Genomic DNA, 15,888 nt, shown 5'->3' on the forward strand with positions numbered 1-15,888 from the left:
ATGGCGGGCCAGCTTCGCGAGTACCGGCGGCGCATCAAGACGGTCAACTCGACCAAGAAGATCACCAAGGCGATGGAACTGATCGCCGCCTCGCGGATCGCCAAGGCCAGGGCGCGGGTCACCGCGTCCCGGCCGTACGCGGAGGAGATCACGCGAGTGATCACCGCCGTGGCGTCCCAGACGACGATCACCCATCCCCTCACCACCGAGCGCCCGACGCCGACCCGCGCGGCCGTGGTCATCGTCACCAGTGACCGCGGCCTGGCCGGCGGCTACAGCTCCAACGCGCTGAAGCGCGCCGGGGAGCTGGTCGAGCTGCTGCGCGAGGAGGGCAAGGAGCCGCTGCTCTACGCGGTCGGTCGCAAGGCGGTGGGCTACTACCGCTTCCGCGGCCGGACGCTCGCCGGCGAGTACACCGGCTTCACCGAGCAGCCGACGTACGCCAACGCCAAGGAGGTGGCGGACGCTCTGATTCAGGCGTTCACCACCCCGACCGAAGAGGGCGGCGTCGACGAGATCCACCTCGTCTTCACCGAGTACATCAGCGCGATGACCCAGACCCCGGCGGCGCACCGGCTGCTCCCGATGGTGCTGCGCGAGCACGACGAGCCGCCGCCCGGCGGCCCGTTGCCGAACTACGAGTTCGAGCCGTCGGCCGAGGCCGTGCTCGACGCGCTGCTCCCGCGGTACGTCGAGAGCCGCCTCTACGCAGCGCTGCTGGAGGCGGCGGCCTCCGAGTCCGCGGCACGCCAGCGCGCGATGAAGTCGGCGACGGACAACGCCGAGGAACTGGCCAAGACCTACACCCGCGCCGCGAACCGCGCACGCCAGGACGCGATCACCCAGGAGATCTCCGAGATCGTGGGTGGCGCGAACGCTCTGGCGTCGAGCAACTAGGGGGCAGGGGTGAGACTCCGGCCCGTCGACACCGCAGAACGTCAAGCCCGAAGCCCGCGGCGGCGGGCAACGACAGTGAAACCGAGGACGCCATGACCGTCACCACCAGCTCGCCGGCCACGGCGGAGGGCCGGACTCCGGGGATCGGCCGAGTCGCCCGAGTCATCGGACCGGTCGTCGACGTCGAGTTCGCCCCCGACGAACTGCCCGAGATCTACACCGCCCTGCACGTCGAGCGCACCATCGACGGCCAGACCGCGGTCCTCACCCTCGAGGTCGCCCAGCACATCGGGGACAACACCGTCCGCGCCATCTCCATGCAGCAGACGGACGGCCTCGTGCGGGGTGCCCCGGTCCGCGACACCGGCGCGCCGATCTCGGTGCCCGTCGGGGACGCCACCAAGGGCCACGTGTTCAACGTGCTCGGCAAGCCGCTCGACGTCGAGAGCGTGGACGCCGGCACCTACTGGCCGATCCACCGCTCGGCGCCGACCTTCGACCAGCTCGAGTCGAAGACCGAGATGTTCACCACCGGCATCAAGGTCATCGACCTGCTCGCCCCGTACGTACGAGGCGGCAAGATCGGCCTCATGGGCGGTGCCGGTGTCGGCAAGACCGTCATCATCCAGGAGATGATCCGCCGGGTCGCCAAGGAGTTCGGCGGTGTATCGGTGTTCGCCGGTGTCGGCGAGCGCACCCGCGAGGGCAACGACCTGTTCCTGGAGATGACCGAGGCCGGCGTCATCGACGACACCGCGCTGGTCTTCGGCCAGATGGACGAGCCGCCCGGCACCCGGTTGCGGGTCGCCCTCGGCGCCCTCACCATGGCCGAGTACTTCCGGGACGTGCAGAAGCAGGACGTGCTCCTGTTCATCGACAACATCTTCCGGTTCACCCAGGCCGGCTCCGAGGTGTCGACGCTGCTCGGCCGGATGCCCAGCGCCGTCGGTTACCAGCCGACCCTCGCCGACGAGATGGGCGCCCTGCAGGAGCGGATCACCTCGACCCGGGGTCACTCGATCACCTCGCTGCAGGCGATCTACGTTCCCGCCGACGACCTGACCGACCCGGCCCCGGCGACGACGTTCACCCACCTCGACGCCAACACGGTGCTCGACCGTGCGATCTCCGACCTCGGTATCTACCCGGCCGTGAGCCCGCTCGACTCGAACTCCCGGATCCTGGACCCGCGCTACATCGGCCAGGCGCACTACGACACCGCCCGCGAGGTGCAGCGGATCCTGCAGCGCTACAAGGACCTGCAGGACATCATCGCCATCCTCGGCATCGACGAGCTCTCCGAAGAGGACAAGATCCTCGTCAACCGGGCTCGCCGGATCCAGCGGTTCCTGTCCCAGCCGTTCTTCGTGGCGGAGCAGTTCACCGGCATCCCCGGCAAGTTCGTCCCCCTCGAGGAGACGATCGAGTCGTTCCGCCGGCTCACCCAGGGCGACTACGACCACCTGCCCGAGCAGGCGTTCTTCATGTGCGGCGGGATCGAGGACGCCGAGAAGAACGCGGAGAACCTGTAATGCCGATGCGGGTGGCGATCGTCTCGCCCGAGCAGGAGGTGTGGTCCGGCGACGCCGACATGGTCGTCGCCCGGACCGTCGAAGGTGACATCGGTGTCCTGCCGGGCCACGTCCCGATGCTGGCGGTGCTGGTTCGTGACCAGACCGTCCGCGTGAAGGTCGGCTCGCAGGAGATCTCCGCCGGTGTCGACGGCGGCTTCCTCTCGGTCACCAAGGAAGGCGTCAGCATCCTCGCCGAGAGCGCGACGATCGCCTGACCTGGTTCGCCACCTGGTGCTTCTCCTGGCCCGGTTCCGGAGGCTGACAGCTGTGTCTGTCAGCCTCCGGACCGGGCCAGCGTCATGTCCGAGCTCGGGTGGCCGGTTCGCGCCGCCGGTCGGACGCTGCTACCGGCGCCAGACCCAGCCGCCGGCGCCCGGCTCAGCCGCCGGCGCCCGGCTTCCACAGCACGTCGCCGTCCGGGTTCGCGACCCGGGAGAGAATGAACAGCAGGTCGGACAGCCGGTTCAGATAGCGGGCGGGCAGCGGGTTCGTGGTCTCCGGCTCCGTCTCGAGCAGCGCCCAGCAGGACCGCTCGGCCCGCCGAGCCACCGTCCGCGCCACATGCAGCAGCGCCGCCGCCGGAGTACCACCAGGCAGGATGAACGAGTTCAGCTTCGGCAGCGCCTCGTTGTACCGGTCGCACGCCTCTTCCAACCGGTCGACATAGACGTCGGTGATCCGCAACGGTGGGTACCGCGGCTCGGCGACCACCGGAGAACACAGATCGGCGCCGACATCGAACAGGTCGTTCTGCACCTGGGCCAAGGTCGCTCGGACGTCCGCGCCGACCTCGCCCAGCGCGAGCGCCACGCCGATCGCCGCGTTCGTCTCGTCGACGTCGGCGTAGGCGGCGAGCCGCGCCGAGGTCTTCGGCACCCGCGACATGTCACCCAGGGCCGTCGTTCCGTCGTCGCCGGTCCGCGTGTAGATCCGGGTCAGGTGCACCGCCATGCCGTCACTGTAGGGGGGCGGCTGCGCAGGTGCCTGCGGTTGTGCCCTTCGCCTGGCCGCCTGCCGGGCCGACCGGTTCGAGGACGGTGTGCACGACGCTCGCGTCGTCGCTGACGCCGAACCTCGGGTGCCGGACGCGGCCGGGGTCCGCGAGCTCCGCCTCCCGCAGCCGGGCCACCAGGTGCTCGGCCGCGCCCGCGCGGACCGCCGCCAGCAGGGCGCCGTAGCCGTCCACAAGCCCGAACGGCTCGACCAGGCGGCCGAAGCCGTCCGAGCAGATCAGGACGTCCCCGGCGCCGGTCAGCGGGACGCTCAGGCTCCGCGCGTGGCGGGCGGCCTCCGGGACGTCGCCCAGAATCCAGGATCCGGCTTCGGTGTTGCGTCGCGCACGGTGATCCAGCAGGGTCGCGTGGATCCGTCCGTACGCTGTGGCCGGACTGTCGCCTCGGTCGAGATCCGCCCGTACCGTGCTCAGCAGCTCCTGTTCGACGCAGTCGTACTGCGGGTCGGTGAACACCCTCGGCCCCGTCCCGGCGCCGAGGCGGGAATCGGGGCTGTCGGGGCGGTCGGGGCCGTCGGGGCCGGCACCGGTGAACACCACGGGCGCGTCCCCGAGCAGGCAGAGTTCCAGCACGTCAGCGCGCTGCCGGACGACCGAGATCGCGGCGGTGGGAAATCCGGACGAGCGGCTCGTACCCGCCTCGGTCAGCCCGGCCCGCCGGCCGCGTTCGATCAGATGACCGATGAGGTCCGCCAGGACGTCCGTGAGCGTCAGCCCGTCCCAGTCGACGTCGGTGAGGAAGCTGCTGGCGACCGAACTCACCCAGGCGGCGCCGGGCAGGCCCTCGACGAGCGGCCCGGGCTCCAGAGCCGACGCCCCGTCGATGACCCACGCCCCGTCGGCGCGAGAGCCGACAGCATCCTCGTTGCAGGCCTTGCGGGACCAGCTCTTCGCCACCATGACGCGCATCCCCGGTCACCTTCCCGCCAGTCCGAGTCCGACTCCGAGGAGTATCGCCCCGAGTACCAGTGGTAGTAGACGCCGGGTTCCTCCGCCGCCGATGATCAGGACGTGGAAGCCCCAGAAGATCAGTAGGGTCACGCCGCCGGCCGTGGTGAGCAGGCCGGCGGCGGGGCCCGGCGGCTGGCCGGCCGCGATGTTGGCGCCGGTGGTGATGAAGGCGATCACCGCTGCCAGGAGCCCCATGATCTCGAGAATCTGGGTCCGGATCCGCCGCAGTTCCGTGGTTGCCTCCTCCTGACCGGCGCGGAGCGCCTCGGCCTGCTGGGCGTACTGGATGCGCGCGCGGATCAGCTGGTAGTCGCCGATGCGAAGCGCGTACTCGGTGCTGGAGCTGTCTTCCTCCTCGATCGCTCGCGAGATGCTCGCCCGCGCCGCACCGTACGCGCCGCGAAGGGTGGCGATGCGTGCGTGCGTGGCGTGATAGCGCGGATAGCTGCCGTGGCTCAGTGCAATCGCCTGCCGGACCAGCCGCTCGCCCTCCAGCAGCAGGCGAGCGTCGGCGTCGGCGTCGGCCTCGTGATGGTCGGCGATGATCGTGGCCGCGAGGTTCAGCACGCCCGGGATCGACGGCAGCTGCCGGACGGCCTCCAGCGCGAAGGTCAGCGCTGCCTGCCGGTTCGCGGGCTCGCCGTCGAGGGAGGAGTAGTACTCAGCCTGCATGAAGTAGAACATCGGATGCGTGCCGAACTCCGCCTGGTGGCGGTCGACATTCGCCCGGTGCGAACGATGGTCCCGCCGGCGCCAGGCGCGGGCCTGCAGGCAGTAGAAGGCATTGAACCTGATCTGCTCCGGATGGCTCAGGTCGGCCAGTACGTCAGCGAGGGCCTCGTCGGTGGCTGYCGGATCCCCGAGCAGGGCGCGGGCCTGGACGCCGTAGGAGGCATCCGTTTCGCGGGGCAGGGTGCTGAGACGCGCTACGAGCACTGCAGTCATCGAGGTTGCTTGATAGCAATTGGTAAGTTCCTCGCATGCATTCCGTGAGCGTAGCCGGTGTGGTACGCAGCGACGATGGTCTCCTCCTCTGCATCCGGCGGCGGGACAACGGGGCATGGCAGATTCCCGGCGGGGTCCTGGAGCAGGGAGAGACCTTCTACAGGCACTCATCCGTGAGGTTCGCGAGGAGACGGGGATCGTGGTCGAACCGGTGCGCCTCACCGGGATCTATCTGAATCTGCCGCGGGCGGCCGTGGCGCTGGTGTTCCTGTGCCGGGTCGCCGTGGCCGAGGCGGTGCCGGCGACCGAGACGGAGGAGGCCACTGCCGTCGAGTGGCTGGCTGTCGACGAGATCGTGCAGCGGTCGGTGCCCGCTTTCGCTGTGCGGGTGACCGATGCGCTGGCCGGCGGGCGGGAGCCGGTGCTGCGCCATCATGACGGCGTTCACCTGATGACATCCGGCTGAGGTGACGGCGGCGTCTGAAAACGGTCCGCGCTGTTCAGTTCGGCGGACGATTGGGCGTCGGGGCTGCCGGCCCTGAATTAGGTTATTTCTGTGCCGGATATCGGGGTGTGGGTGTAGCGGCGGGGGTCCTCCAGGGGGCTGTTTCTCCACCGTTGTCGGGGCTTGTGGGGGTCGACAGATCTCTGACCAGCGCTTCTTCTGACCCTTTCAAGGGTGGGGGGTCTCGGTGGCGGAGACAAAATGGCTTTCTGTGTCTCTTCGTGAAAGCGGGGATCGAAGGCTTGCGGGACGGGAATTTTATATGCTGTCAAGAGGTGTTCGGGGGTAGGTACCAAGAGCTCTCTATGCTCGCAAACGGAACACCTTCGCCTGCGGCGAAAGAATGGTCGCAGTGTCAGATTTCAGGATGCAAACTGCGGCTCGGGCCGCGATCATCTCCGCGCTGGCCGCTGGCCGCTGGCCGCTGGCCGCTGGCCGCTGGCCGCTGGCCGCTGGCCGCTGGCCGCTGGCCGCTGGCCGCTGGCCGCTGGCCGCTGGCCGCTGGCCGCTGGCCGCTGGCCGCTGGCCGCTGGCCGCTGGCCGGCCGCGGTCTGGGTGTGGTCTGGACCGCCCAATCTCGGGGTTGTTCTGAAGATCCACCCTGGAGCACCTAGCATCGGTGCCCGTGGAGCGCTTCGTCGTGACAGGCGGGACCAGGCTGGCCGGCGAGGTCGCCGTTCCGGGCGCGAAGAACTCGGTGCTCAAGCTGATGGCGGCGAGCCTGCTCGCGCCCGGCCGCACCACCCTGGAGGCGGTGCCGGACATCCTTGACGTGTCCGTGATGGCGGACGTCCTACGTGGCCTCGGTGCCGACACGCGGCATGACCGGGACGAGGGGCAGGTCGTCATCGACGTGCCCGACACGGTCGAGTCGACCGCCGACGCGGACCTGGTGCGCCGGATCCGGGCTTCGGTGGCGATCCTGGGGCCGCTGGTCGCGCGCTGCGGCGAGGCCCGGGTGGCGCTGCCCGGTGGGGACGCGATCGGCGCGCGGGCGCTCGACATCCACATGAACGGCCTGGCGAAGCTGGGCGCGGTCGTGGACGTCGAGGCCGGAGTGCTGGTGGCGCGTTCGTCCGGGCGTCTGCAGGGGGCGTCGATCTGGCTCGACTTCCCGAGCGTGGGGGCGACCGAGAACCTGGTGATGGCCGGTGTGCTGGCCAAGGGCACCACGGTGATCGACAACGCGGCGCAGGAGCCGGAGATCGCGGACCTGTGCGCGCTGCTCACGGCGATGGGCGCGCGGATCGATGGTGCCGGCACGTCGACGCTGGTCGTTGACGGGGTCGAAGGGCTGCGTCCGGTGGTGCACCGGACGGTCCCGGACCGGATCGTCGCCGGCACCTGGGCGATCGGCGCGTTGATGACCGGTGGGGACGTGATGATCCGCCACGGTCGCGCCGAGCATCTGGGGATCGTGCTGGAGAAGCTCACCGCCGCCGGGGCGTCGGTGGAGCTCGGCCCGGACGGCTTCCGGGTCAGGGCGGAGGGTCGTCCGCGGTCGATCGACGTCGTCACGCTGCCCTACCCGGGCTTCCCGACGGATCTGCTGCCGCAGGTGATCGCGCTGGAAGCGATCAGTGAGGGCACCTCGCTGATCACCGAGAACGTGTTCGACAGCAGGTTCGTCTTCTGTCGGGAGCTGCACAAACTCGGTGCGGACCTGCGCACGGACGGCCACCACGTGGTCGTCCGCCCCACGCCGCGGCTGGTGGGTGACTCGGTGCTGGCCTCGGACGTCCGGGCCGGCGCGGCGCTGGTCCTCGCCGGGCTGGTCGCCGAGGGCACGACAGAGGTCCGGGACGTCCACCACATCGACCGGGGCTACGCCCGGTTCGTGGAGACGCTCACCGGACTGGGCGCCCGGATTCGCCGCGAACCGTCCGAGGTCGCCGCCGCCTGACGGCCGCTGCCACCCCGGGCGCTCGGACGGCGGGCGGCGTCCGGGGCGGCAGCCGGTCTTATGTCAGCCGCAGGATGCGCCGGGCGCGGGCCAGGTCGTCGGCGAAGACCAGGACGTGCCTGCGCTGCGGCGCGGGCACGCGCGGCGCGCGGCCGTCACCTGAACCCGCGCCCGGCGCCTCGGGCGGGGGAGCAGGGGGGCCAGCCTGGCCGAGGGTGGCACGGACACCCTGGTCGCCCAGCAGCGCCCGCAGCTGCGCTGCCCGTGCCTCCGGCGCCGTAGCAACGGGCACGAGCAACCCGAAGTCCTCGGCGGCGCCCGTTCGCTCCGTCGCGCCGAGGACGTCGGTTGCGCCGGTGGCAGGCGAGATATCGGTGATGTCGGTCCCGCCGGTCACGTCGGCCGCGCCCGTCATGCCCGTCATGCCCGTCATCCAGTCCGCCCTCCGGTTCGGAGTCGGCCTGCTCTGCCGGGCAGGGCTGCCTGGCCAGGCCGGCTCGTCCGGCCCGTACCAGCTCGAGCCGTACCGGTCGGGCTCGTACGGCCCGCGGGTCCTGTCTGGTCCACCTGGCTCGTCCGGCAGGTCATCGACCGCGACCCCGCTCCCGGCCGGCGCGGACGCCGACATGAAACGCGTGGCGATCACGAGTGCGCCGACGGCGAGGAGAACCAGGGTCGGTCCATAGAGGAATCCGAGCGCGGTGGTCTCCACGAGCACCCCCTGTGTTGCCGGACCTGCGCCTGGGCGTCCCGCCCAGGGCTGAGGTTCGTCGCTGAAGAGCCCATGGTCGCACTGCGAACGGCGATCCGGCGGGCACTTGTGCCCACATTCGCCGACTGGGCCGGTCAAACGGAACATATGGGCGGCTTTGATGGGATCACTCGTTCGAATGAGCTGCGCGTGGCCGCTCCTGGGGGCGGGTGTCGACGTGGCCGTCGACGTCCCCGACCGCGGCCGCAGGTGCCCAACGGCAGGCCCCGACGACAGGTCCCGGGCAGYCAGCGCACGGCGGATCGGAGGCTGCGGCGGACGCGATGTCGGGACGGAACGCACGGACGGACGGACGGAGCGGGGTACCCGTGGYGCCCGGTGTCAGGGGCTGAGACCCAGGACACATCTCGGCGCGCCAGCTGGCCGATCCAGCGCGGGATTGCCGAACCCGCAGTACAGAGTGTGACCGGTCCGGCGCGAGACGACCGAGTCGGTCGGCTTGCCAGACGCCTATGGGAAATGGCCAGCCAAGGGGGCTGGTTGTGGACTCGCAGGTGGAAGGCCTGTGGAGCGTTGGTGTGGAGCCGCCATCGCCGCGATGCCGACAACTGCCTGACTCGTGCGGTATCCACACTGTGTGATTTTCGGGATCCCGGGCATCCGAACACTCGTCTCCCACGCCGCGGCCCGGGTCTACGGAAACTTGTAATCCGTACCCGGATCGGATGACCGGCTGTGCGGGGGACGCTAAAGTTCCTGGTGTCCCCGACGGCGCAGGCCAGTGTCGACGGGTGTTAACTTCTGTCCACTTCGCCGGTCAATTGACTCCTGGTGACCATGCATACTGAGGGTTTATGATCTCTGCGGATGAGTTCGCTGATCGGCTGTCCAAATCCGTGTCCGATCGGTTCGGTAACGCCGACTTCGGCGCGCGGCTTGGCGCCGACCTGGGCCTGGACTCCTATTCCATGCTCGAGGTGTATGCGTTGCTCGCCGAGATGGGTGTGGAGCTGCAGGAGCGGGACTGGCTTTCGGTTGGCACGCTTGGCGACCTCTATTCCTGCTACCGGGCTGCGGCCAGCGGTGGCATGGAGCCCGGCCCGCCGGTCGACCTTCCCTCCGGCTCCCTTCGTGCTTCGGGCCGCATCGGTTCGCCCGGTCCCCACGGATCATCTTCGCTGCTCGGGCCGGTCCAGCCCATGGGGTCGCCTGCGGCACCGCAGAGTGCCCGGCAGCCTCTGCTGCCGGTGGACCCGCGGCTGTCGGTCGTCGACAGTTCCCGGGAGCTCCCGGGCGCACTACAACCACCGCAGCGCGCTGGCCGGTTCTTTCGTCTGGCGCCGGTCCTGCCCCCAGCCCACCCGTTCCTTTACGAGCTGGCAGTGTCGCCCGATGTGGGGTTCCGGTGGCGGTACCGTGGCTCCGTCCCCAGCTATGCCCAGTTCGAGCAGGAACTCTGGCCGGGAATGATCGTCCAGTTTCTCGTGGAGTCGCTGCAGACCGGGGAGCCGGCTGGCAACGTCATCTGCTACAACCCCGATCTCGGGCTGGGRCACGCCTATGTGGGCGCGGCCATGGCTGGCCGCTATTCCGGCTCTGGTATCGCGATAGAGCCGGTCGTGCTCTTCACCCAGTATCTGTTCGACGTCTACCCCTTCAGGAAGCTCTACTTCGAGCTTCCCGAGTTCAACCTCGAGCAGTTYGGGAGTGCCGTCGGTGACCGGCTTCGGTTGGAAGGTCGACTGATTGATCATGACTACTACCGAGGACGGTACTGGGATCGCGTGATCCTCGCGCTCTACCGAGACGAGCCGTTGGCCTCGCTGCACGGACGAGACGCGGATCGGGTGGACGGTTCGACGGAGAGCTGATCGGTCCACACGTCTCGACAGCACGGCGGAGTTGCCTCCCGACTCTTGGAAGGACCAGCCACGTGGCATACCTCATTGACGCCATCGAGCGCGCCGCGAAGGACCGCGGGTCGGTCACGTTCCTCACGCCCGGCGGCCACCAGCGGATGACCTGGGCCGAGCTGTACGACGATGCGTCCGCGCTCGCGGCTCACCTGCACCGTCTCGGGGTGGGCCCACGTCCGCTGGTGGTTCTTGCCCTGACCTCCCGGCCGGCGGTCACGGCGGCGCTGGCCGGGTGGTTGACGGGCGCCAGTGTCACCTTCGCGCCCACCCCGGCCCGCACCATGGACACCGCCGGCTATCTGGCCGAGACGGGTCGGCGCATCGACTCCCTGGGTACACCGGTGGTGCTGGTGGGGTCGCCCTGGACCGAGGCGATCGACGCCCTGTCCGGCCCCGGACGAACCGTTGTGGAGCTTGACGCCGCCCTGGACACAGCGACGGCGGCTGCTCGCGGCGCTGCCGGGCGGCGGTGGCATCCGCCTCCGGTCGCCGAGGAGAGTGCCGCGATCCTGCAGCTCACCAGCGGGACGACGGACCGGCCGAAGACAGTCCGGATCAGCCACGCGAACCTTGCCGCGAACGTCGAGGCCATCAAGAGGGCCAACGGCCACAGCCAGGTGCACGGCCGGATGTTCTCCTGGCTGCCGCTCTCCCACGACATGGGCCTTGTCGGCGGYCTCATCCTGCCGATGAGCTGCGGCGCCTGCGACACCGTGCTCTCCAGCCCGGTCGACTATCTGGCCAACCCGGGGGGCTGGATGCGCCAGATCGCCCGGTACAGGGCGACCACCACCGTCGGCCCGAACTCCGCCTACGCACTCGCCGCGAAGCTGCTCGCCGCCGGGCCTGCTCTTGATCTCTCGTCACTGCGGCTGGCGCTGGTGGGTGGCGAGGCGGTTGACCCGGATGCGATGGACGCGTTCGCCGCCGCGGCGGCTCGGCACGGAGCGGACCCCGGGGTCGTGCTGCCCGCGTACGGTCTGGCGGAGGCCACCGTCGCGGTCACCCTCACGCCGCAGGGGCGTGGGTTGCGCTGTGACCTCGTCGACGGCGACGACCTGGAGAAGGCCGGTGTCGCCAGGCCGGTGTCCGGCGATGAGCTGCAGCGGGGGCGCCCCCGGCGGATGCCGCTGCTCGGTTCACCGGTCGACGGCCTGGAGGTCGCGGTCGTCGACCCGGAGACCGGCGCGCCGCTACCGGATCGCCGGGTCGGCGAGATCAGGATCCGAGGCACCTCGGTGACCGCCGGATACCACGGCGACAYGGCGGCAACCGAAGCGGCGATCACGCCGGAAGGCTGGCTGCTGACCGGTGACCTCGGCTATCTGGCAGACGGGGAACTGGTCGTGACCGGACGTCGCAAGGACATCATCATCATCGGCGGCCGCAACGTCTATCCCGACGAGGTCGAACGCATCGCGGCCCAGGTGCCGGGGGTACGGGCGGGTAACGTCGTCGCCTGCGCGGTCCGCCGCCCCGGCCCGCTCGGTGGCGAAGCGCTCGCCGTGGCCGCCGAGAGCCGGTCGGAGCGCACGGACGAGGTGCGCCAAGCTGTTCTTGAACGGGTACGTGACGTCCTGGGAATCACACCCCACGACGTCGTCATCCTGCCACCGGGCAGTATCCCGAAGACGCCGTCCGGGAAGYTGCAACGATCCGAGACGGCGCGGAGGCTCGGATGGTAGAGCAGACTGCCACCCCGGCGGAAAGTGCCATCGGCCTGGAACGGGCCGCGGAACTGGTGGAACTCCTGCTTTCCGCGTGGACTGACGGAAAACCTGCCCGCCGCCAGCAGACGCTCGACGCATGCTGCGTACCGGACGTCTCGTACATCAACCCGTTGTCGGCCGTCGAGGGCACGCCTTCGGTATCCGAACTGCTCGGGGCGATCCAGGCCCAGTACCCAGGCCTCACGCCCGTGCGGGTCACCGAGCTCGACCTGCATCACGGTTACGCACGGTTCGGGTGGGAGCTTCGTAACGGGGCCGGAACGGTCGCCCTCGTCGGCACCGACATAGTCGAGTGGACCGCTGACGGCAGCCTCATAGAGTCCATCATCACCTTCTTCGGGCCACTGCAGCCGCGCGTAGCGACCTACAGCTATCCCTGAGAAGCGTCACGGATGAATCGAAACGGATCGGTCGCCCGCTATGCGGTGGACCCCCACTGAGTGTTCAGGTCCGAAGCGAGTTGCGGAAGTACGTCAACGGCCAATGGACTGCGATCGCGACGTCGCCCGCTGCGGCGCGGGCGGGCGTTGCGGCTGGCTGTCCCCTGAGCCCCCGTCGGACGACACGGGCAGGGCCGGGGGAGGGCTGGCCTGCCCCAGGGTGGCACGGACGCCCCTGGGCGCCCAGCAACGCCCGCAGCTGTGCGGCCCGCGTCTCCGACGCCGTGGAGACCGGTGCGAGCAGCCCGAAGTCCTCCACGGGACCCGTTCTGTCCATCGCCCCCGCCTGGCCTGCCTGATCCCTGGCTCGTCCGGCAGGTCATCGACCGCGACCCCGCTCCCGGCCGGCGCGGACGCCGACATGAAGCGTGTGGCGATCACGAGTGCGCCGACGGCGAGGAGCACCAGGGTCGGTCCGTAGGGGAATCCGAGCGCAGTGGTCTCCCGAGCATCCCCTGGGTTGCCGGACCTGCCGCTGGGCCGTTCCGCCCAGGACTGAGGTTCGTCGTTGGAGAGCCCATGGTCGCACCGCAGACGCCCAGGGAGCGGGCACTTGGGCCCGCATCGGGCGGATGGACCGGTCAAACGGAACATATGGGCGACTTTGGTGAGATCATCCGCTTGGGTGGGCTGCGCGTGGCCCACTCCTGTGATCGGACGTCGGCGTGGTGGCAGGCGTCTCGACCGCAGCTGCAGGTGCCCAACGGCGGGCCCCGACGCGACAGGCCTCGGGCAGCCGACGCAAGGCGGATCGGAGGCCACAGTGGACGTGGTGTCGACGGCACAGGTGACGCGCACGGCGCGATCGGTGCGGAGGCCGGCCCGGGAGCCGCACCCGATGTCGGGCCGCGCGCCGGGCGCGGAGCCGGGCCGGGGGTCGGGTCGGCAGCCTGACCGGGTGCGGGCGGTCGGCGCGGAACTGGCCGAATCCGGCGGGAGCCAGACACTGCGGATCGTCGGCACGGTGGACGTCCGGTCCGTCGGCGAGCTGCGGACCCTTCTCCACGCCGCGATCGACGCGGGCCGGGGCCCGCTGCACGTGAACGTCGGAGGCCTGGAGCTCACGGACCATGCCGGCGTCGGAGTGCTGCTCGGCGGAGCCCGCCGGGCACGGTCGATCGGCCGCTCACTGGTCCTGCTGGACGTCTCCGCGGCGCTGTGGCCGCTGCTCGCGGTGGACCGTCTGGGCCRGCTGCTCCGGGTCCGCCCTGCGGCCGATGCCGGTGGACCGGCCGGAACGCAGGCGGGGCGCCGGTCGCCCGGACCCGGTCCGGCCGTGGTCGGCGGCGTGGCCTGACCCGTGCGGAGCGGCCGTGAAATTCGTCACCAGGAACGACCGGCAGCGAACATTGAGTGATCGAGGTATGCCCATCGGCGGACGCCGAAGCGCCATAGGGCATGCTTTCCCGATAATCAGGCCGGGCCGTGGCATGGTGGAGGGCAGACACAGACATGCTGGACGTGGAGGTGCCCGCAGGGGTGAACCCAGCCAGTGGCCGCGTGGCCGGAGCCGGCGCCGCGACATGGGCCCAGCAGAACCGGTCTGTCCTCGTCGCCGGGTCGTTCGTCGTCGCGGTGGTGCTCGGCGTGGTCCTAGGCCTCGCCTGGGCCTCCGACACCTCGGCTCCGGCCGGCACCACCGCCACCGAGCAGCCTGACAACCCGATCCTGCGGCAGCCCACGCCGCCGACCATCCCCTGGGACTCCCAGAACCCCCGGGTCGCTGTCGGTGACGCGCTCTCCCTCAGCCTGCAGCCCGGCGAGCGGGAGGCGTTGCGGGAGCCGTTGCGCTGGCTTGCCGCCTACGAGGTCCGCGACCGCACGGGCGCGGCGGCACCTGTCCTCGCGGACGTCAAAATCACCGAGAACACGCTGTTCTACGGCGCGGTCCGCGGCGTGGACGTCCAGCAGGACGAGTTCTGGGCTGTCGGGATGACCGAGATCGCCGGCGTCTCCGGAGCCGAGGCCCCCAACCCGCACGTCTGGAAGCGTGTCCGCAGCGAGCCCTGGACGCTCGTCGACAACGGGCCCCAGGCGTGCACGAAGATCCCCGCTGTCCTGCGAACCGTGTGGGGCGGTCCCAGCTCCTGCGCCGCGAGCTGACGAGGCCCGGCCTCTCGCCGCGGACAGGCCCGTTCCGATCAGATCGGGCTCGAACCGCATCTCCGTGCCGTCCGCGCCGCCCGGCGGGCATCCCGGGCGCGTCCCGGGGAGCGTCCTGCGCTGTCCGCCGGGCACCTTCGTCGGTCAGTCAGGTGGGCCGGTCGGACGGGTGAACGGCGGCTGTCCGGTGGATGTCGCCACAGTGCCGGACGGGTGTCGCGGGGCTGTCCAGCAGGCGTCCTTCCGGTGCCGTGCGGAGGTCCGGTCCGTGAGTGGGCGGCGTCCGGGCCGTGACCGCCGGACGTCCGAGGGGTGACCGGGGGGCGTCCGGCCGGGAGTCGGGACGCTCACATCCCAGGCGCCCGAGGGGCTCCGGCCGTTACTCTGCTCCGGTCGCCGACGGCTGGAGATGCGGCGAACAGCGTCCCTGCCCCGGTCCGGCGAAGGTGACCACCACACGACGATGCGCTGGCGCAGGCCATGCACGTTCTCGACTACTGGTGCAGCCACCTGTGGTCGCTGGTTCGCGGGCACCCCCGGGCCGCACGGAGCGCGAGGAGACGGCGATGACGGACAGTGCCCTGCCGGAGCGGGATCGGCCGTGGATTATCCGGACGTATGCGGGTCATTCGAGTCCGGTGGAGAGTAATGCGTTGTATCGGCGGAATCTGGCGAAGGGGCAGACGGGGTTGTCGGTGGCTTTTGATCTGCCGACGCAGACGGGGTATGACCCTGATCATGTGCTGGCGCGGGGTGAGGTCGGCAAGGTAGGGGTGCCGGTCGCGCATCTGGGTGATATGCGGGCGTTGTTCGATGAGATTCCGTTGGCGAAGATGAACACGTCGATGACGATCAACGCGACGGCGATGTGGTTGTTGGCGTTGTATCAGGTGGTGGCGGAGGAGCAGGGGGCYGCGCCGGGTGAGCTGACGGGGACGACRCAGAACGACATTGTGAAGGAGTATCTGTCGCGGGGGACGTATGTGTTTCCGCCGGGGCCGTCGTTGCGTCTGGTCACGGATCTGGTGGCGTACACGGTGACGGAGGTTCCGCGGTGGAACCCGATCAACATCTGTAGTTATCACCTGCAGGAGGCGGGGGCGACGCCGGTGCAGGAGCTGGCGTATTCGTTGTGCACGGTGATCGCGGTGTTGGATGCGGTGGTGGCGTCGGGGCAGGTGCCGGCGGAGCGGATGGGGC

14 protein-coding genes and 1 pseudogene are annotated in these 15,888 nt (G+C 70.1%); 11 read left to right on the plus strand and 4 right to left on the minus strand.

Features of this window, described 5'->3' with window-relative positions; all coding sequences use genetic code 11:
* From CC117_RS28250 to CC117_RS28260, 3 genes are all read left to right on the plus strand, one after another.
* Positions 1-897: a F0F1 ATP synthase subunit gamma gene (locus CC117_RS28250; protein WP_071089468.1), complete on the plus strand. Its 897-nt coding sequence runs from the start codon at positions 1-3 to the stop codon at positions 895-897.
* Between the two features lie 92 nt (positions 898-989).
* On the plus strand, positions 990-2,429 hold the full coding sequence (atpD, locus tag CC117_RS28255; protein WP_071089471.1) for a F0F1 ATP synthase subunit beta: 1,440 nt from the start codon (positions 990-992) through the stop codon (positions 2,427-2,429).
* On the plus strand, positions 2,429-2,686 hold the full coding sequence (locus CC117_RS28260) for a F0F1 ATP synthase subunit epsilon (RefSeq protein ID WP_071089474.1): 258 nt from the start codon (positions 2,429-2,431) through the stop codon (positions 2,684-2,686). The genes atpD and CC117_RS28260 overlap by 1 nt, the downstream gene beginning before the upstream one ends.
* Before the next feature lie 163 nt (positions 2,687-2,849).
* On the opposite strand, the gene CC117_RS28265 is transcribed toward CC117_RS28260, so the two are convergent.
* Genes CC117_RS28265 through CC117_RS28275 form a run of 3 tightly spaced genes read right to left on the minus strand, consistent with a single transcriptional unit; the run spans position 2,850 to position 5,379 of the window.
* Positions 2,850-3,422: a cob(I)yrinic acid a,c-diamide adenosyltransferase gene (locus CC117_RS28265; protein ID WP_071089477.1), complete on the minus strand. Its 573-nt coding sequence runs from the start codon at positions 3,420-3,422 to the stop codon at positions 2,850-2,852.
* 4 nt (positions 3,423-3,426) lie between these two features.
* Positions 3,427-4,392 (minus strand): hypothetical protein, encoded by a 966-nt coding sequence (locus CC117_RS28270; RefSeq protein ID WP_071089480.1) that lies wholly within the window; start codon positions 4,390-4,392, stop codon positions 3,427-3,429.
* Between the two features lie 6 nt (positions 4,393-4,398).
* Entirely contained in the window at positions 4,399-5,379 is a 981-nt protein-coding gene (locus CC117_RS28275; RefSeq protein WP_071089483.1) for a hypothetical protein, read from the minus strand.
* A 35-nt stretch (positions 5,380-5,414) separates the two neighbouring features.
* Between CC117_RS28275 and CC117_RS28280 the strand changes: the two are divergent.
* Together CC117_RS28280 and murA are read left to right on the plus strand one after the other, a co-directional pair.
* Positions 5,415-5,845, plus strand: a pseudogene (locus CC117_RS28280) (NUDIX hydrolase).
* Positions 5,846-6,509: 664 nt separating this feature from the next.
* Positions 6,510-7,787: a UDP-N-acetylglucosamine 1-carboxyvinyltransferase gene (murA, locus tag CC117_RS28285; protein WP_198542012.1), complete on the plus strand. Its 1,278-nt coding sequence runs from the start codon at positions 6,510-6,512 to the stop codon at positions 7,785-7,787.
* A gap of 58 nt (positions 7,788-7,845) precedes the next feature.
* Here the strand turns inward: murA and CC117_RS28290 are convergent, their stop codons facing one another.
* Positions 7,846-8,499 (minus strand): hypothetical protein, encoded by a 654-nt coding sequence (locus tag CC117_RS28290; RefSeq protein ID WP_131803148.1) that lies wholly within the window; start codon positions 8,497-8,499, stop codon positions 7,846-7,848.
* 854 nt (positions 8,500-9,353) lie between these two features.
* Here CC117_RS28290 and CC117_RS39440 point away from each other — a divergent pair.
* The 6 genes from CC117_RS39440 to CC117_RS28320 form a co-directional block, all read left to right on the plus strand.
* Positions 9,354-10,370: a GNAT family N-acetyltransferase gene (locus tag CC117_RS39440; protein WP_084132928.1), complete on the plus strand. Its 1,017-nt coding sequence runs from the start codon at positions 9,354-9,356 to the stop codon at positions 10,368-10,370.
* A 62-nt stretch (positions 10,371-10,432) separates the two neighbouring features.
* Positions 10,433-12,100, plus strand: a complete 1,668-nt coding sequence (locus tag CC117_RS28300) for an AMP-binding protein (protein ID WP_071089488.1) — start codon at positions 10,433-10,435, stop codon at positions 12,098-12,100.
* Positions 12,094-12,525, plus strand: a complete 432-nt coding sequence (locus CC117_RS28305; RefSeq protein ID WP_084132930.1) for a hypothetical protein — start codon at positions 12,094-12,096, stop codon at positions 12,523-12,525. The genes CC117_RS28300 and CC117_RS28305 overlap by 7 nt, the downstream gene beginning before the upstream one ends.
* Positions 12,526-13,423: 898 nt before the next feature.
* Positions 13,424-13,882, plus strand: a complete 459-nt coding sequence (locus CC117_RS28310; RefSeq protein WP_084132942.1) for an STAS domain-containing protein — start codon at positions 13,424-13,426, stop codon at positions 13,880-13,882.
* Positions 13,883-14,037: 155 nt separating this feature from the next.
* On the plus strand, positions 14,038-14,688 hold the full coding sequence (locus CC117_RS28315) for a hypothetical protein (RefSeq protein ID WP_071089491.1): 651 nt from the start codon (positions 14,038-14,040) through the stop codon (positions 14,686-14,688).
* A 566-nt stretch (positions 14,689-15,254) separates the two neighbouring features.
* On the plus strand, positions 15,255-15,888 hold a 634-nt coding region (locus CC117_RS28320; protein ID WP_241830489.1), incomplete at its 3' end, for a methylmalonyl-CoA mutase family protein.

It is taken from the genome of Parafrankia colletiae, assembly GCF_001854655.1.
In the GTDB taxonomy this organism is placed as follows: domain Bacteria; phylum Actinomycetota; class Actinomycetes; order Frankiales; family Frankiaceae; genus Parafrankia; species Parafrankia colletiae.

What these genes read in the sequence shown, in the direction of transcription:
- CC117_RS28250 (WP_071089468.1), top strand. Translation starts at nt 1, where the DNA reads ATGGCGGGCCAGCTTCGCGAGTACCGGCGGCGCATCAAGACGGTCAAC.
- atpD (WP_071089471.1), top strand. Translation starts at nt 990, where the DNA reads ATGACCGTCACCACCAGCTCGCCGGCCACGGCGGAGGGCCGGACTCCG.
- CC117_RS28260 (WP_071089474.1), top strand. Translation starts at nt 2,429, where the DNA reads ATGCCGATGCGGGTGGCGATCGTCTCGCCCGAGCAGGAGGTGTGGTCC.
- CC117_RS28265 (WP_071089477.1), bottom strand. Translation starts at nt 3,422, where the DNA reads ATGGCGGTGCACCTGACCCGGATCTACACGCGGACCGGCGACGACGGA.
- CC117_RS28270 (WP_071089480.1), bottom strand. Translation starts at nt 4,392, where the DNA reads ATGCGCGTCATGGTGGCGAAGAGCTGGTCCCGCAAGGCCTGCAACGAG.
- CC117_RS28305 (WP_084132930.1), top strand. Translation starts at nt 12,094, where the DNA reads ATGGTAGAGCAGACTGCCACCCCGGCGGAAAGTGCCATCGGCCTGGAA.
- CC117_RS28315 (WP_071089491.1), top strand. Translation starts at nt 14,038, where the DNA reads ATGCTGGACGTGGAGGTGCCCGCAGGGGTGAACCCAGCCAGTGGCCGC.